Source organism: Streptomyces sp. NPDC014995 (assembly GCF_043080745.1).
GTDB lineage: Bacteria > Actinomycetota > Actinomycetes > Streptomycetales > Streptomycetaceae > Streptomyces.
The window spans coordinates 462,069-477,736 of the sequence record NZ_JBIBVX010000003.1 but is presented as its reverse complement, the minus strand read 5'-3'; the positions used below and the strand labels follow the sequence as shown (position 1 = coordinate 477,736).

Genomic DNA, 15,668 nt, shown 5'->3' with positions numbered 1-15,668 from the left:
AAGGAACGGACGCTTCCTTTGTACTCACCCGAGAGACTCTCTCGCGGCTTTCCTCCGGGCGCTTCCCTTCGGTCTTGCGTTTCCGACTCTATCAGGGATTTTCCGTCTCTCTGACCACCGTCCCGCAGGCATGCAGAAGATGATCCAAAGATAGGATCTGACAAGTTGGATGCTGCTCGGTTAAGTGCGCTCGCTCGCGTCACTCACCCTCAAGCAGGAGTACGACTGTACACGGGGGCGCGGAGGCGGTGCAAATCCCTTAGGCTGGTGGTCTAGACCACGACGGACTCTCGTGCGGGACCGGTACTTCGCCCTGACATACCCTGCTGCACAGTGCGCCGTCCTGGACTTGCAGTGACGGCCCGTATACATCTCCACCCCTGGGAGGCTTCCCATGACCACCGTGACGTCCCCGTTGGCAGGACGCGCCATCGGACTGGCCACCGTGCCGGATCCGGTCTTCTCCGGGGCCATGGTCGGCCCGGGTACGGCGATCGATCCGGTGCGCGAGCCTTCCGAGGCCGTCGCACCCGTGGACGGAGTCATCGTCTCCCTCCATCCCCACGCCTTCGTCGTGGTCGACGCCCATGGGCACGGGGTGCTCACCCACCTCGGTATCGACACCGTGCAGCTCAACGGTGAGGGCTTCGAGCTCCTCGTGAACAAGGGCGACACCGTGACGCGTGGGCAGGGCATCGTGCGCTGGAATCCGGCCGCGGTGGAAGAAGCAGGCAAGTCGGCGGTGTGCCCGATCGTGGCGCTGGAGGCCACCGCCGATGCCCTCGGCGAGCTCCGTGAAGACGGCGACGTGAAGACTGGCGACGTTCTCTTTTCCTGGCACTGATGCCGAAGCCGTCATGGACGGCACGCAGGACAACCACCGCGGCGGCGGGACCCGCCGCACTATGGGAGACGGGTGAGATGGAGACAACGCTGCGAGGCGTCGGCGTGAGCCACGGGGTGGCGATCGGCGAGGTTCGGCACATGGGAACGGCGGTGCTCGAACCGCCCGCCAAGCAAATCCCGGCCGAGGAGGCGGAGCGCGAGCAGGGGCGCGCCCGCAAGGCCGTGGAAGCTGTGGCGGCCGACCTGATTGCGCGCGGCAATCTGGCGGGTGGCGAGGCCCAGGCGGTGCTCGAGGCGCAGGCCATGATGGCTCAGGACCCCGAGCTGATGGCGGACGTGGAGCGGCGCATCGCCGTCGGGAGCACGGCCGAGCGCGCCGTGTACGACGCATTCGCCGCCTACCGTGAGCTGCTTGCGGGCGCCGGGGAGTACCTCGCCGGTCGCGTGGCCGACCTCGACGATGTGCGGAATCGTATCGTCGCCCGTCTGCTGGGCGTCCCGATGCCGGGTGTCCCGGACAGTGACGAGCCGTACGTGCTGGTCGCTCGGGACCTGGCGCCTGCCGACACCGCTCTGCTGGACCCGACGCTGGTGCTCGGGTTCGTCACCGAGGAAGGCGGGCCGACGAGCCACAGTGCGATTCTGGCGCGCGCCCTGGGTGTGCCGGCCGTCGTGGCGCTGCCCGGTGCCGGTGAGCTCACCGAGGGCACGGTGATCGCCGTTGACGGCAGCACCGGCGAGATCTTCGTGAACCCGAGTGAGGACAAGAAGGCGCAGCTCCGGGCCGCGGCCGCGGAGCGCAGGGCGGCGCTCGCCGCCTCGACCGGGCCGGGTGTCACCGCCGACGGTCACAAGGTGCCGTTGCTGGCGAACGTCGGCGGGCCCGCCGACGTGCCGGCCGCCGTCGAGGCGGGCGCGGAGGGCGTCGGTCTGTTCCGCACCGAGTTCCTCTTCCTCGACGACAGCAAGAACGCGCCGTCCGAGGAGAAGCAGGTCCAGGCCTATCGGCAGGTGCTCGAGGCGTTCCCCGAGGGGCGGGTCGTCGTGCGCGTGCTGGACGCGGGTGCGGACAAGCCGCTGGACTTCCTGACGCCGGCGGACGAGCCCAACCCGGCACTGGGCGTGCGTGGTCTGCGGACGCTGCTCGACCACCCCGAGATCCTGCGCACCCAGCTGACGGCGCTGGCGAAGGCGGCCGAGGGCCTGCCGGTCTACCTCGAGGTGATGGCCCCGATGGTGGCCGACCGTGCCGATGCCAAGGCGTTCGCGGACGCGTGCCGGGCGGCGGGGCTGCGGGCGAAGTTCGGTGCGATGGTGGAGATTCCGTCGGCCGCGCTGCGGGCCCGTTCGATCCTGCAGGAGGTCGAGTTCCTCTCGCTGGGGACGAACGACCTCGCGCAGTACACCTTCGCCGCCGACCGTCAGGTGGGTGCGGTGTCCCGTCTGCAGGATCCGTGGCAGCCCGCGCTGCTCGACCTCGTGGCGCTGTCCGCTGAGGCGGCCAAGGCCGAGGGCAAGAGCTGTGGTGTGTGTGGCGAGGCCGCGTCCGACCCGCTGCTCGCATGTGTGCTGACCGGTCTGGGGGTCACCTCCCTGTCCATGGGTTCGGCGTCGATTCCCTATGTGCGGGCGACGCTGGCGAAGTACACGTTGGCGCAGTGCGAGCGGGCGGCCGCGGCGGCGCGCGCGACCGACAGCGCCGAGGACGCACGGACCGCGGCACAGGCTGTGCTGTCCGGCGAGTAGGAGTAGTCGGACCGGGTCGGCGTCCGGCTGGTGAGCAGGGGCGCCCCGCCTTCGGGTGGGGCGCCCCTTTGCCGTGTCAGTGGTGGTGGCCCGGCATCGGTCCTTCCCGCCCGTCCTGGCCGAGGTCCGGCGGTACGCAGTAGTCGACGTTGGACTCGGGCGAGATGAGGTCTCCGGACTCGACGTCGGTGCAGTAGGCGTCGAAGACCTCGCCGGCCGTCAGGGGTTCGAGGCCGTCGCCGCGCAGCCGCCATCCGTAGATCCGGTCGGGGGCGCCTGGGGCGCTGGTGCGCATGACCAGGCCGCCGGGGCTCTGGGTGGCGAGGCCGAGGGCGAGAACGGTGGTGAATTCGAGGGCCTCGGCCTCGTCGAGGGGTGTGGTGCCGTTCGGCGTCTGGTCGGCGTGGAGGACGGCTACGAGGGCTTCGGGTGTGCCCGTGACGCTGCAGACGAGGTGCCGGTTGCCCGGTGGTGCGGTGTCGAGGATGCGGACGAGGAGGTCCGAGGCTTGTGCGAAGGCGGCGCGGCCGAGGTCCTCGCCACAGCTCGCGCAGGCGCCGAGGCGGGCCAGGAGGGTGGCCGCGTACTCCCAGGTCGCCTGCCGGACGGCTTCGTCGACGAGGGCGGGGACGAGGTCGGCCAGCGGCTGGCCCTCGTAGGGAAGAGTGGGGCCGGTCGTCGCGAGTTGGGCGGTGAAGCGGGTGCGGTGGGCCGGGACGTCGGGGTCGAGTCCCTGGGCGGTGCAGAACTCGGCGTACTCCTGCGGGTCGAAGAGGGCCACCGTGGTGTGGATGCCCTGGAGGGCGCGGGTCTTGAGGAGGTCCTCGACCTGTTGGAGGTAGGTGGCGTGGTCGTCGAAGGGGAAGCTGCGGTAGCGCCGCATGGCACGGAAGTCGTGCTCGTCGGTGAGCAGGCCGATGGTGCCGGCGATTTCACGGCGCAGGACGCGTCGCATGGTCTGGTGGTCGGTGTGTGCCATGGTTCCCCCTGTGTGCACAGTCGATCAATGCTCACTCACAGTAATCGACGGCACTGACAGCGGGTTCCGGGCGGAGCGATCACAAACCGGGCAGTGACCGAAACGCACTGGTCAGAGCAGTGATTCCGGTCGCCGGCCGTCCACCGAGGGGGTTCAACGGCACTCGCCGCCGTGACGGCGAGTGGGTCGTCAGGCCCGCTTGCGCGCGAGGTCCTCGTAGAAGTGGAGCAGGTCGAGGTTGTCGATGGAGCCGGGGTTGACCGCCTTCTCCAGTGGGGTGCCCTGGAGGAGGCGTTTGACCGGGACCTCGATGCGCTTTCCGGTGAGGGTGTGGGGGACTCCGGGAACCTCGATGATCTCGTCGGGGATGTGGCGCGGGGAGAGTTGTTCGCGGATGGTCTGTTTGATCCGGTCGAGGAGTGCCTCGTCGAGTACGGCTCCTGGTGCCAGGTGGACGAACAGGGGCATCCAGTAGCCGCCGTCGGGCTGTTCGATGCCGATGACGAGGGATTCCTTGATCTCGGGGAGGCGCTCGACGGCTTCGTAGATGTCGGCCGAGCCCATCCGCACGCCCTGGCGGTTGAGCGTGGAGTCGGAGCGGCCGTGGATGACGACGGAGCCGCGCGAGGTGACGGTGATCCAGTCGCCGTGGCGCCAGACGCCGGGGTAGGTGTCGAAGTAGCTGTCGTGGTAGCGGCTGCCGTCGGGGTCGTTCCAGAAGTAGACCGGCATGGACGGCATGGGGTTGGTGACGACCAGTTCGCCGACTTCGTCGATGACGGGACGACCGGCCGGGTCCCAGGACTGCAGATCGGTGCCGAGGCCGGGTGCCTGGAGCTCGCCGGTGTGGACCGGGAGGGTCGGGACGGCTCCGGCGAAGCAGGAGCACACGTCCGTGCCGCCGCTGACGGAGGCGATCCACAGGTCGTCGCGGACCTCGTCGTGCAGCCAGCGGAATCCGTCGGGCGGAAGCGGGGAGCCGGTGGTGGCGACGCACCGCACCGTGGAGAGGTCGAAGTCGCGGGACGGATGGACGTCGGCCTTCCGGCAGGCCATGACGTAGGCCGCGGAGGTGCCGTAGAGGGTGGCTCCCGTGCGTTCGGCGACGCGCCACTGTGCGGCCGTGTCGGGGTAGCCGGGGCTGCCGTCGTAGAGGACGACCGTGGTGCCGGTCAGGAGGCCGGAGACGAGGAAGTTCCACATCATCCAGCCGGTCGAGGTGTACCAGAAGAAGCGGTCCTCGGGGCCCAGGTCGCAGTGCAGGCCCAGCTGCTTGAGGTGTTCGACCAGGATGCCGCCCTGGGACTGGACGATGGCCTTGGGCAGGCCGGTCGTGCCGGAGGAGTAGAGCACCCACAGGGGGTGGTCGAAGGGGACCTGTTCGAAGACGGGGTCCTCGTCCGCGGCCGTCAGGGCCGACCACTCCAGGGCTCCTTCGGGCGCCTCGGTGCCCAGGAGGGGAATGTGGACCACGGCACGCAGGGTGGGCAGTTCCCGGCGGAGCTCGGTGACGACGTCGCGGCGGTCGTGCTGCTTGCCGCCGTAGCGGTAGCCGTCGACGGTGAACAGGACGACGGGCTCGACCTGCTGGAACCGGTCGAGGACGCTGCGGGCGCCGAAGTCGGGGGCGCAGGAGGTCCAGACGCCGCCGACGGCCGCCGTGGCCAGGAGGGCGACGACGGCCTGCGGGATGTTCGGGAGGTAGCCGCTGATCCGGTCTCCGGGGCGGACGCCGAGACCGCGCAGCTCGGCGGCGAGGGAGCCGACCTGACGGCGCAGCTCGGACCAGGTCACCGGACGCGGGTCGTGGGTCTCGTCGACGTGCAGGAGGGCCGGTTCGTCCGCGCGGGTGGCGGCCGCGCGCAGGGCGTGCTCGGCGTAGTTCAGCGTCGCCCCGGGGAACCACTGGGCGCCGGGCATGGAGCGGTCGCCCAGCACGCGCGCGTAGGGCGTGGAAAACCGTACGTCGAACCACTCGGTCACGGCTTTCCAGAACGTCTCCAGCTCGTCCACGGACCAGCGGTGCAGGGCCGGATAGCCGCCTTCGGACGGGGCTCCGTGGTGTTCGGCCGCCCAGGCGTGGAACCTGGTGACCTGGGCCTGGGCGATGCGCTGGGGGTCGGGCCGCCAGAGCGGCTCGGGGTTCACGGTCGACATGGGGCGGCTCCCGGACTGTGCGCGTCGTGTGCGTCGTCCGCGCACGTGCTGGGGTGTGCGCGTGACGCGGCTGACACGGACGATGCCATGTGATCGACTTCCACACCAGGGCGAGCCCCACACAGTCCGTGTCGTGAAGATGTGGTCCGGCCACGGGTGAACGGCAGTTGAACGGCACACGCGTGTGAGGCGGTCAGTGGCAGGGTGAGCAGCATGGACGGTCGTGACCTGGTGCGTTCGATAAGGGTGGTTGGTTCTGCGGGGGCGGCCCAGGGGTTGCGCACCGTACGGGCCGCGTGGCGCAGGCGGCGCGCCGACGCCACCGGGTTGCCGGCGCGGGGCGGCGAGCGCGCGCGGGTGCCGGGACAGATGCAGGAGGTGGAGCCCGGCCCCGGGGGTGGGACGGTCCGGTTCAGCCGCTCGGAGCTGCGGATTCACGTCGCCGTGAACGGGGCGGTGTTCTGGGGGTGGGACGGGTCCGGTCCGGAGCCGTCGTACGCGCTGGCGGGGCGCTGCCCGGAGGCGGATCCCCGGGCGGTGCTGGAGCCGGACAAGGACGGCGGGTGGCGGGTCGTCGCCGAGCGGGTGACGGTGGTGGTCTCGCGGCACGGGGCGATCGAGGTGCGCACGCCGGGAGGTGTGACGGTGCGGCGTGAGCTGCCGCCCCGGTGGTGGGAACCGCAGGGCGGCGGTCCGGGGCGCTGGATGCAGCGGTCGGAGGTGGCGGCGGACGCGCGTTTCTTCGGGCTCGGTGGGCGGGCGTCGGGCCCGCGTCTGCGTGACGGGACGTACCGGCTGTGGAACACCGACCCCGGGCGTCCGTTCGGCCGTGGGGACGACCCGCTGTACCTGACCATGCCGGTGCAGTTGGTGGTGGCCGACGCGACCACGCACCTGGCGTTCCACGACACATCATGGGACGGCACGGTGACCCTGCGGGAGGGTGAGGAGGGGGCCGGCTCCGGGCACGACCGGGCCGGGACGTCCGCGCTGCGGATGGACGGCGGCCCTCTGCGCTGCTGGGTGATGGTGGGCACCCCCGCGCGCGTGCTGCTCACCTGGGCCTCGCTCACCGGGGCGCCGGCGCTGCCGCCCGCGTGGGCGCTCGGTCACCATCATGCGCGCTGGGGCTTCGGGAGCGAGCAGGAGGTGCGGCGCATCGTGGCGGGCTACCAGGAGCGCGGTCTGCCGCTCGACGCGGTCCATCTGGACATCGACCACCTCGACGGCCACCAGGTCTTCACCGTCGACCAGGAGCGCTTTCCCAAGCTTCCGGTCCTCGCCGAGGAACTGCGGAGGGACGGGATCCGTCTGGTGTCGATCGTCGATCCGGCGGTGAAGGCCACGCCGGGCAACGCCGTCCACGACAGTGGGCTCGCCGAGGACGCGTTCGTGCGGGACGCGTCGGGGCGCGTCGTCGAGGGCGTGGTGTGGGCCGGCGAGTCGGTCTATCCGGACTTCACGCACGCGCGCGTGCGGAGGTGGTGGGGAGGTCTGTACGCGGAGCGGATCGCGCAGGGGTTCTCCGGTTTCTGGCACGACATGAACGAGCCGACGTCGTTCACCGCCTTCGGGGAGTCGACCCTCCCCCGGTCGGCGCGGCACGCCCTGGACGGGCGGGGCGGTGATCACCGCGAGGCGCACAACGTCTACGGGCTGTGCATGGCGCAGGCGGGCTACGAGGGGTTGCGGGACCTGCTGCCCGAGGAGCGTCCGTTCGTCTTCTCCCGCTCCGGGTGGGCCGGTCTGCAGCGCTACGGCGGCACCTGGTCCGGCGACGTCGCCACGGGCTGGCCCGGGCTGCGGTCATCCCTGTCGCTGGTCCTGGGGCTCGGGTTGTGCGGAGTGCCGTACTCGGGACCGGACGTGGGCGGTTTCGACGGCAGTCCTTCTCCGGAGCTGTATCTGCGGTGGTTCCAGCTGGGTGCGTATCTGCCGCTGTTCCGTACGCACGCGAGTCTGCGGGCGGGGCGCAGGGAGCCGTGGGAGTTCGGGGCCGAGGTGCTGGAGCACGCGCGTGCGGCGCTCGTCGAACGCCGGCGGCTGCTGCCGTACTTCATGACGCTGGCGCATCTGGCCAGGCGTACGGGGGCTCCTTATGTGCGTCCGCTGTGGTGGGGAGCGCCCGAGGACCGGGCGCTGCGGGACTGCGAGGACGCTTTCCTTCTGGGTGACTGTCTTCTGGTGGCGCCGGTGCTCGACCCGGGCGCGGACCGGCGGGCGGTGCAGCTGCCGCGGGGGCTTTGGTACGACACGGCGTCGGGGAAGGCCTACGAGGGGCCGGGGCAGGTACTCGTCGATGCTCCGCCGGCGCGTATTCCGGTGCTCGCGCGCGCGGGTGCCGTCATACCGGTGCGTGGGGAGGACGGCGGGCTGGAGCTGGAGGTGTGGGCGCCGGCCCACGGACGGACGGGGGGCGGTCTGGTGGTGCGGGACAGCGGTGACGGCTGGGACGAGCCGGAGATCGAGCGGTACGTCTCCCGCCGGCAGGGTGGCCGGACGGTCGTCGTCGAGCGGGAGGGTGAGGACGGCGTGCGCGAGCCGTCCCACCCTGTGCGCGTACGCGGGCTCGGTGGGTCCTCTCAGACGTAGCGTCCTTCGAAGAACGCCCGCACGGCGAGTGTGTGCAGCGGGAAGGCCAGCTCCTCCGGCCTGCGCAGGAGGTGCCAGCCCTCCGTCTCGTCGGTGGTGGCGGACGTCGGCAGGCGGTCCGCCGGGCATTCCGGCAGGAGGCCGAAGAGGAGGAGGTGGCCGTCGGGGGAGCTCATGGCGTCGACGAGGCGTACGTCGCGGCTCGCGGCGTCGATGCCCGTCTCCTCCTTGAGCTCACGGACGACGGCCTGCCGCCAGTCCTCACGGTCGTCGATGTACCCGCCGGGCAGGGCGATGCCCCCGCGCGCGGGGGCGATGGTCCGGGTGATGACGACCAAAGCGGTGCCCTTCGTGTCGTACACGGGCTGGAGTGCGATCGCGACCGGCAGCGGGTTGCGGTAGGCCACGGTGGCACAGGCCGGGCAGGTGCGGGGCCAGCCGGTGACGCCCTCCCCGTAGGGTGCTCCGCAGCTTGAACAGTGGGAGTTGCGGGGCGAGTTGGAAGCGGAGTGCTGAGTTTCGGACACGCGCGGACTGTATCCGATCATGAGTGGGCGTCGCGCGCGGGCGTCCTGGACGCCGTGGTGAGCGACTTGGCGGAGACGGGGAAGTCGAAGTAGGTGTCCGGGTACGGCTCGGGCTTGAAGGTGTAGTGCCACCACTCCTCGGCGAGGTTGACGAAGCCGAGCTCTTCGAGGGTGCCCTTGAGGAGCAGCCGGTGGGCGCGCTGCTCACCCTGGACGCGCGGGTCGAGGGTGTGGCTGAGGGTGTCGAAGCAGTCGAAACCGGTGCCCATGTCGACGGAGTTGTCCGGGAAGCGCTCCTGCTGCGGCGCGTAACACGGTACGAGGGGTTCACCGGGGACGTAGGGCCTGGTCGGTCGCGCCGGGAGCTTCACGAGCGTGAGGTCCAGGGTGGAGCCGCGGCTGTGGCCGGACTTCTCGGCGATGTAACCGTCCTCGAACAGACGGGTCTTGTCGACGTTCGGGTAGAACTCGCCCTTCATCGCCTCGTCGTCGAGGTCCTGCGCCCAGCGGACGAAGTGGTCCACGGCGCGCTGCGGCCGGTAGCAGTCGTACACCTTGAGTGTGTATCCCTGGCACAGGAGCTTCGTCTGGGCCTTGTGGAGGGCTTCGGCGGCCGGGCGCGTGAGGATGCACAGCGACCGGCGGTAGCCGTCGACGCGGGCGCCGAGGAAGTTGTGCCGGGTGACGTAGCGCATCTCCTGGAGGATCGTCGGGTCGACGGTGCTCAGGGCGACGAAGTCCGCGGGGGCCTCGGGTTCGGTGTGGGTGCGGGCGGTGGCGGGCGCGGCGGTCACGGTCAGCAGGGCGGCGAGCGCGGTGACGACACCGCGTACAGCGCTGGAGAGGCGTGTCATGTCTCCTGCGTCTATCAGAGCGGGGTTCCGGTGGGGAAGCGATCGCATGCAGTCCGGCCCCGATGCGGGATGCCTGCCCCCTCGGCCGTATGCGTGCCACACTTCTGACGTTCCGTCAGATCCTTCGCCGGGAGGGCTGTATGTCAGGTACACGAACACCCGTGGTCGCCGGGTGGTTCACCGGGGACGGGGACGATTTCAGGCTGCTCGGGACGCGCTGCTCGGCCTGCGGCTCGGTCTTCTTCCCCCGCGAGGACACGCGCTGCCGCAATCCGGACTGCGGAGGTGGCGAGCTGGAGGAGGTCCCGCTGTCACGGCGGGGGCGCGTGTGGTCGTACACCGACAGCCGATATCGACCTCCGTCACCCTATGTGACCGATCCGGAACTTCCGTGGGAGCCGTACGCGTTGATCGCTGTGGAGCTGGAGTCCGAGCGGATGGTGGTACTGGGACAGGCGGTTCCCGGGGTCACCGTCGCCGATCTGACGGTGGGCACGGAGGTGGAGGTCGTCCCCGGAGTGCTCCACGAGGACGCGGAGACGACCTGGACGACCTGGCACTGGCGGCCGACGGGGGTGAGGGGATGACGGCGGATGTGGCGGTGCTCGGCGTGGGGATGCACCCCTGGGGCAAGTGGGGGCGCGGCTTCGTCGAGTACGGCGTGGTCGCGGCGCGCGCGGCGCTGGCGGACGCCGGCCTGGACTGGCGGGAGGTCGGTTCGGTCGTCGGCGCGGACACGGTGCGTGGCGGCTATCCGGGGTATGTGGCCGGGGCGACCTTCGCGAAGGCGCTGGGCTGGCAGGGGGCCAGGGTGACGAGTGTGTACGCGGCGTGCGCCTCGGGGGCCCAGGCGATCAACGCGGCGCGGGCGCAGATCCTCGCGGGCCTGGCGGAGGTGGTGCTCGTGGTGGGGGCGGACGCCGCGCCCAAGGGCTTCTTCCGCCCCGCCGGCGGGGACCGGCCGGACGACCCCGACTGGCTGCGGTTCCGGGTGCTCGGCGCGACCAATCCGGCGTACTTCGGGCTGTTCGCGCGTCGGCGCATGGCAGTGCACGGGGACACGCCCGCCGACTTCGCCCAGGTCAAGGTGAAGAACGCCTTGATGGGGGCGCTGAATCCGCACGCACGCTACCGCGCGCGGGTCACCGCCGAGGAGGTCGCCGCGTCCGCGGTGGTGGCCGACCCACTGCGGCTGCTGGACATCTGCGCCACCTCGGACGGCGGGGCGGCGGTGGTGCTGTCCAGCATGGAGTTCGCACGGCGCCACGGGTCGGCGGACCCGGTGCGGATCCGGGCGGTGGCCACCGTCACGCCCCGTTACCCCAGCACGGTGCTGGACCTGCCGGACATCGCGACCGACTCGGCGGCGGTGGTTGCGCCGACGGGCGAGGCGTTCAGGGCGTCGATCGCCGCGGCCGCCTACGAGGAGGCGGGCGTCGGTCCCGAGGACCTGTCCCTGGCCGAGGTCTACGACCTGTCCACGGCACTGGAGTTGCAGTGGTACGAGGACCTCGCGCTGTGCGGAGAGGGCGAGGGAGCCAAGTTGCTGCGGGACGGCGTGACGGCGCCGGGCGGTCGCATACCGGTGAACACGAGCGGTGGCCTGGCCTCGTTCGGGGAGGCGGTGCCGGCGCAGGCGATCGCCCAGGTCTGCGAGGTGACCTGGCAGTTGAGGGGGCAGGCGGGTGATCGCCAGGTCAGTGGCGCGCGCGTGGGTCTCACGGCGAACCAGGGGCTCTTCGGACACGGATCGGCGGTGGTCGCCGTGCGGTGAGGCCGGAGAGACGGGCCACCGGAGGATCCGGGGCGCCACGCGGGGGCGCCACGCGGGGACGACGCTCTCGGCCGGGCGCGTGCTCGGGCGTGCGTTCTGACGCTCCGTGAGCGGTCAGGAATCCTGAGTGAACGTCTCATGAACCGCGCCTGGGCGCGCGCACGCGGCGCCATCATGCTCCCGTGCACTCCTGGACGGACACTCTCCGCTTCGCCTTCCAGCCGGTGGTCAACCTGGCCACCGGAGGAGTGGCAGCACTGGAGATACTCGCCCGACCGGAGACCGGTGACGTGCTGGCGGGGGCCCGGAGGGACGCCGGACTCGACGCCCGGCTGGCCGTGTCGGCGGTGCGGGCCGCGGCGCGCAAGGAGACGCTGCTGCCCCTGCATGTGAACGTGTTCGCCGGGACGCTGGCCGACCTCGGCGGTCTCACCCCGCTGCACGACGCCGTGCGGGAGACGGGGCGGCTGCCGTGGGAGGTGACGGTCGACGTCGTCCCGCCGTACGCGCACGTACCGACAGGGCGGGAGTGCCGGTCCGGTCGGTGCACCGCGCGCGGTTCCTGCTGGCGATGTCGGGGCGTTACGGACACGCCCTGTACGCCGACCGGCCGGCGACCAAGCTCGGTGATCCGCCACGCACGGTGGGCATGGACGCGACGGCGTGGGAGGTGCTGGACGTGGTCGCCGTCGGCGGCCGGGACCGTACCTCCGACGACGTGGCCGTCGTCGACCACCACGGGCGGTGCGTGGGCGTCGTCCGGCTCGCGGACCTGGTGCGGGCGCTGGCCGAGACACGGGTCGAGGAGGCGGCGGGGCTCAATCCGCTGACGCGGCTGCCCGGTTCGGACGCGATCACCGGGGAGGTGGACCGGCGGACCGCGGACGGGCGGACGTTCGCGCTGAGCTGGCTGGACGTCGACCGCTTCAAACGGGTCAACGACGGGGCCGGCTTCGCGGCCGGGGACGAGTTGATCCGCTCGGTGGGGCGCGCGTTGCTGGACGCGGCGTCAGGGAGTACGCGCGTGGGGCACATCGGCGGGGACGACTTCCTGGTCCTGGCCGATCCGGAGGACCTGGACCGACTGGCCGCCTCGGTGCTGGACGCGCCGTGGTCGGCGGGCGGGTGCCCGGTCACGCTGTCGCTGGCGACGATCCTGTGCCCGCCGGGCAGCGTGACGGACCATCGCCGGGCGGCGGCCTGCCTGGCGCCGCTGAAGAAGGCCGCGAAGGCGCTGTACGGGGCGAGTTGGGTGCTGGGGCGGACGGGTTTGCCCGGGCACGAGGTACGGCGGGGATCGCTGCCGGTGGGGGCTGCGGGGTCCAGGGAGGTGGGGGTGGAGCCGGGGGTCGGATGAGGGACCGCGGACCGGTCTCGGCGATCATCCTGTGCGGACATCGACCACCCGTCGGCGCGCCCCGCCTTCCCCAACGGTTGCCGTCATCCTCCTTGACGCTCCCTGGACGCCGGTGAACACTTCCCGGTGTCAGCCGACATCGCCGTACATTCACGGCGTACCAGGCACTGCGCCACAGGGGCTCCCCGGTCCAAGGCCCACTCCCCCACGGGCGATTCGGCTACGACGGCACGCTCGTCACGGATGCCGGGCGGGGCGCGGAACCTCCCCGCCTTGGCCGAAGCAGCCACGGGAACCGCACCCTGCACGGAGCACCGGGGCCGATCGCCCCGGGCCGGCCTAGGAGCCGCCATGAGCAACGGAGACATATTCGTCGGCGAGGTCATCGGAACCGCGATCCTCATCCTGTTCGGCGCGGGTGTCTGCGCCGCCGTCACCCTCAGACACTCCAAGGCCCGGGCCTCGGGATGGATCGTGATCGCCTTCGGGTGGGGGTTCGGGGTGCTGGCCGGGGCGTACACCGCCGCACCGCTGTCCGGTGGGCATCTCAATCCGGCGGTCACCCTCGGGATCGCCGTCGACACGGGCGAATGGGGCAAGGTCGGGATCTATCTGCTGGGCCAGATCATCGGCGCGATGCTCGGCGCCGTCCTCGCATACCTGGTGTATCTCGCACAGTTCCGGGCGAACGTGCGTGAGACGGGCACCACCGAGGGCACGGCCGAGGAACCGACGCCGACGCTCGGCATCTTCTCCACCATCCCCGAGATCCGGAACCCGGTCGCCAACCTGGTCACGGAGATCATCGCGACCGTCGCGCTCGTCCTGCCCGTCCTCGCCTTCGGGCTGACGAAGGGGCTCGGGCAGTCCGGCACGCTCGTGCTGATCGTGTCGCTGCTCGTCGTCGGCATCGGTCTCTCCCTCGGCGGCCCCACCGGCTACGCCATCAACCCGGCGCGCGACCTCGGGCCACGCATCGTCCACACCTTCCTGCCGATCCCGAACAAGGGCACCTCCGACTGGGGTTACGCCTGGATCCCGGTCGTCGGCCCGCTGATCGGCGGAGTGCTCGCGGGCCTCCTCTACAACGCGGCCTTCTGAGCAGCATCCGAGCAGCGCAGCAGCGCAGCATCCGAGCAGCCTTCTGAACCCAGCCCAAGGGGTAGCCATGACGGACAACTCCGAGAAGTACGTCGCCGCGATCGACCAGGGCACCACCTCGAGCCGCTGCATCATCTTCGACCGGGGCGGCGCGATCGTCGCCGTCGACCAGCGTGAGCACCGCCAGATCTTCCCCAAGCCCGGCTGGGTGGAGCACGACGCCACAGAGATCTGGTCCAAGGTGCAGGCGGTGGTCGCCGGGGCGATCGCCAAGGCCGGGCTGCGCGCGGACCAGATCAGCGCGCTGGGCATCACCAACCAGCGCGAGACGACGGTGCTGTGGGACCGCGCCACGGGCAAACCCGTCCACAACGCGATCGTGTGGCAGGACACCCGCACCGCCGCGCTCTGCGGCGAACTGGGCGGCACCGACGGGCAGGACCGCTTCCGGGAGCAGACCGGACTGCCGTTGGCCAGCTACTTCTCCGGGCCGAAGGCGGCCTGGCTGCTCGACCACGTGCCCGGGCTCAGGGTCCGCGCCGAGCGCGGCGAGATCGCCTTCGGCACCATCGACTCCTGGCTCATCTGGAACCTGACGGGCGGCGTCGACGGCGGCCGGCACGTGACCGACGTGACCAACGCCGGGCGCACCATGCTGATGAACCTGGAGACCCTCCAGTGGGACGCGTCCATCCTGTCCGCGATGAACGTACCCGAGGCCGTGCTGCCGGAGATCAGGTCCTCCGCGGAGGTGTACGGCACCGCGGTGGGCCAGCTCTCCGGAGTACCCGTCGCCTCGGCGCTGGGTGACCAGCAGGCCGCGGTGTTCGGGCAGGCCTGCTACGACGTGGGGGCGGCGAAGAACACGTACGGGACGGGCAGTTTCCTGCTGCTGAACACCGGCAACCGGCCGGTGCCGTCGAAGAACGGACTGCTGACGACGATGGGCTACAAGATCGGCGGGGAGGCGCCCGTCTACTGCCTGGAGGGTTCGATCGCCATAACGGGCGCGCTCGTGCAGTGGTTCCGGGACCAGCTCGGCATCATCCGTACGGCTGACGAGATCGAGACCCTGGCGGCCGGCGTCGAGGACAACGGCGGCGCGTACATCGTGCCCGCCTTCTCCGGGCTGTTCGCGCCGTACTGGCGGTCCGACGCGCGCGGTGTCGTCACCGGGCTCACCCGGTACGTCACCAAGGCGCATCTCGCGCGCGCGGTGCTGGAGGCGACGAGCTGGCAGACGCGGGAGGTCGTGGACGCCATGTACCAGGACTCCGGGGTGCGCATCACGACCCTGAAGGTGGATGGCGGCATGACGAAGAACAACCTCCTCATGCAGCACCAGGCCGATGTGCTGGGGGTGCCCGTGATCCGGCCCCGGGTCTCGGAGACGACCTGCCTGGGCGCGGCGTACGCGGCCGGGCTGGCCACCGGCGTGTGGAACGACCTCGACGAGCTGAAGGCGCACTGGCGCAAGGACGCCGAGTGGACACCGTCGATGGAGGCGTCGGTGCGGGACCGCGAGTACCGCAACTGGCGCAGGGCCGTGGAGAAGAGCCTCGGGTGGGTGGAGGACGGCGAGGGCTAGGACGGGTCTTGCGGACCAGCCCGACTCGGGGCTGCGGTGCCTGGCTGACGCCGGTGCCCCGCGGCCCCGGGATGACCCGAGAGACACGGCCGAGGACGCACGCGCGTGCGTCCTCGGTGAGCCGCGGCCCGTACCCCTGTCGGCGGG

At 71.2% G+C, this 15,668-nt stretch carries 11 protein-coding genes and 1 pseudogene; 8 read left to right on the top strand and 4 right to left on the bottom strand.

The window, feature by feature from the left end; genetic code table 11:
- Positions 1 to 394: 394 nt before the first annotated feature.
- Both ACF1A1_RS09595 and ptsP read left to right on the top strand, forming a co-directional pair.
- On the top strand, positions 395 to 844 hold the full coding sequence (locus ACF1A1_RS09595; protein WP_391647165.1) for a PTS glucose transporter subunit IIA: 450 nt from the start codon (positions 395 to 397) through the stop codon (positions 842 to 844).
- A gap of 77 nt (positions 845 to 921) precedes the next feature.
- Positions 922 to 2,592 carry a phosphoenolpyruvate--protein phosphotransferase gene (gene ptsP / locus ACF1A1_RS09590; protein ID WP_391647212.1) on the top strand — a complete coding sequence of 557 codons (1,671 nt, stop codon included), beginning with the start codon at positions 922 to 924 and terminating at the stop codon, positions 2,590 to 2,592.
- Positions 2,593 to 2,668: 76 nt separating this feature from the next.
- Here the strand turns inward: ptsP and ACF1A1_RS09585 are convergent, their stop codons facing one another.
- Positions 2,669 to 3,571 carry a hypothetical protein gene (locus tag ACF1A1_RS09585; protein ID WP_391647163.1) on the bottom strand — a complete coding sequence of 301 codons (903 nt, stop codon included), beginning with the start codon at positions 3,569 to 3,571 and terminating at the stop codon, positions 2,669 to 2,671.
- Positions 3,572 to 3,760: 189 nt separating this feature from the next.
- A complete protein-coding gene (locus tag ACF1A1_RS09580) occupies positions 3,761 to 5,728 on the bottom strand; it encodes an acetoacetate--CoA ligase (protein WP_391647161.1) in 1,968 nt (655 codons plus the stop codon).
- A gap of 213 nt (positions 5,729 to 5,941) precedes the next feature.
- Between ACF1A1_RS09580 and ACF1A1_RS09575 the strand changes: the two genes are divergently transcribed.
- Positions 5,942 to 8,320: a TIM-barrel domain-containing protein gene (locus ACF1A1_RS09575; protein ID WP_391647159.1), complete on the top strand. Its 2,379-nt coding sequence runs from the start codon at positions 5,942 to 5,944 to the stop codon at positions 8,318 to 8,320.
- Here the strand turns inward: ACF1A1_RS09575 and ACF1A1_RS09570 are convergent.
- Both ACF1A1_RS09570 and ACF1A1_RS09565 read right to left on the bottom strand, forming a co-directional pair.
- Complete coding sequence (locus tag ACF1A1_RS09570) at positions 8,311 to 8,847, bottom strand: NUDIX domain-containing protein (protein WP_391647158.1); 537 nt, start codon at positions 8,845 to 8,847, stop codon at positions 8,311 to 8,313. The genes ACF1A1_RS09575 and ACF1A1_RS09570 overlap by 10 nt on opposite strands.
- Before the next feature lie 17 nt (positions 8,848 to 8,864).
- The gene (locus ACF1A1_RS09565) at positions 8,865 to 9,701 is read right to left on the bottom strand and encodes a M15 family metallopeptidase (protein WP_391647156.1); all 837 of its coding nucleotides are present in this window, start codon (positions 9,699 to 9,701) and stop codon (positions 8,865 to 8,867) included.
- 161 nt (positions 9,702 to 9,862) lie between these two features.
- On the opposite strand from ACF1A1_RS09565, the gene ACF1A1_RS09560 reads away from it, so the two are divergent.
- The 5 genes and pseudogenes from ACF1A1_RS09560 to glpK all read left to right on the top strand — a co-directional run bounded on the left by ACF1A1_RS09560 (position 9,863) and on the right by glpK (position 15,521).
- A complete protein-coding gene (locus ACF1A1_RS09560) occupies positions 9,863 to 10,288 on the top strand; it encodes a Zn-ribbon domain-containing OB-fold protein (protein ID WP_391647210.1) in 426 nt (141 codons plus the stop codon).
- Positions 10,285 to 11,475, top strand: a complete 1,191-nt coding sequence (locus tag ACF1A1_RS09555; RefSeq protein WP_391647154.1) for a lipid-transfer protein — start codon at positions 10,285 to 10,287, stop codon at positions 11,473 to 11,475. Before ACF1A1_RS09560 ends, ACF1A1_RS09555 begins: the two co-directional genes overlap by 4 nt.
- Positions 11,476 to 11,657: 182 nt before the next feature.
- Positions 11,658 to 12,832, top strand: a pseudogene (locus ACF1A1_RS09550) (diguanylate cyclase domain-containing protein).
- Between the two features lie 351 nt (positions 12,833 to 13,183).
- Positions 13,184 to 13,933: an MIP/aquaporin family protein gene (locus tag ACF1A1_RS09545; RefSeq protein ID WP_391647152.1), complete on the top strand. Its 750-nt coding sequence runs from the start codon at positions 13,184 to 13,186 to the stop codon at positions 13,931 to 13,933.
- 67 nt (positions 13,934 to 14,000) lie between these two features.
- Complete coding sequence (glpK, locus tag ACF1A1_RS09540) at positions 14,001 to 15,521, top strand: glycerol kinase GlpK (protein WP_391647150.1); 1,521 nt, start codon at positions 14,001 to 14,003, stop codon at positions 15,519 to 15,521.
- Positions 15,522 to 15,668 lie beyond the last annotated feature (147 nt).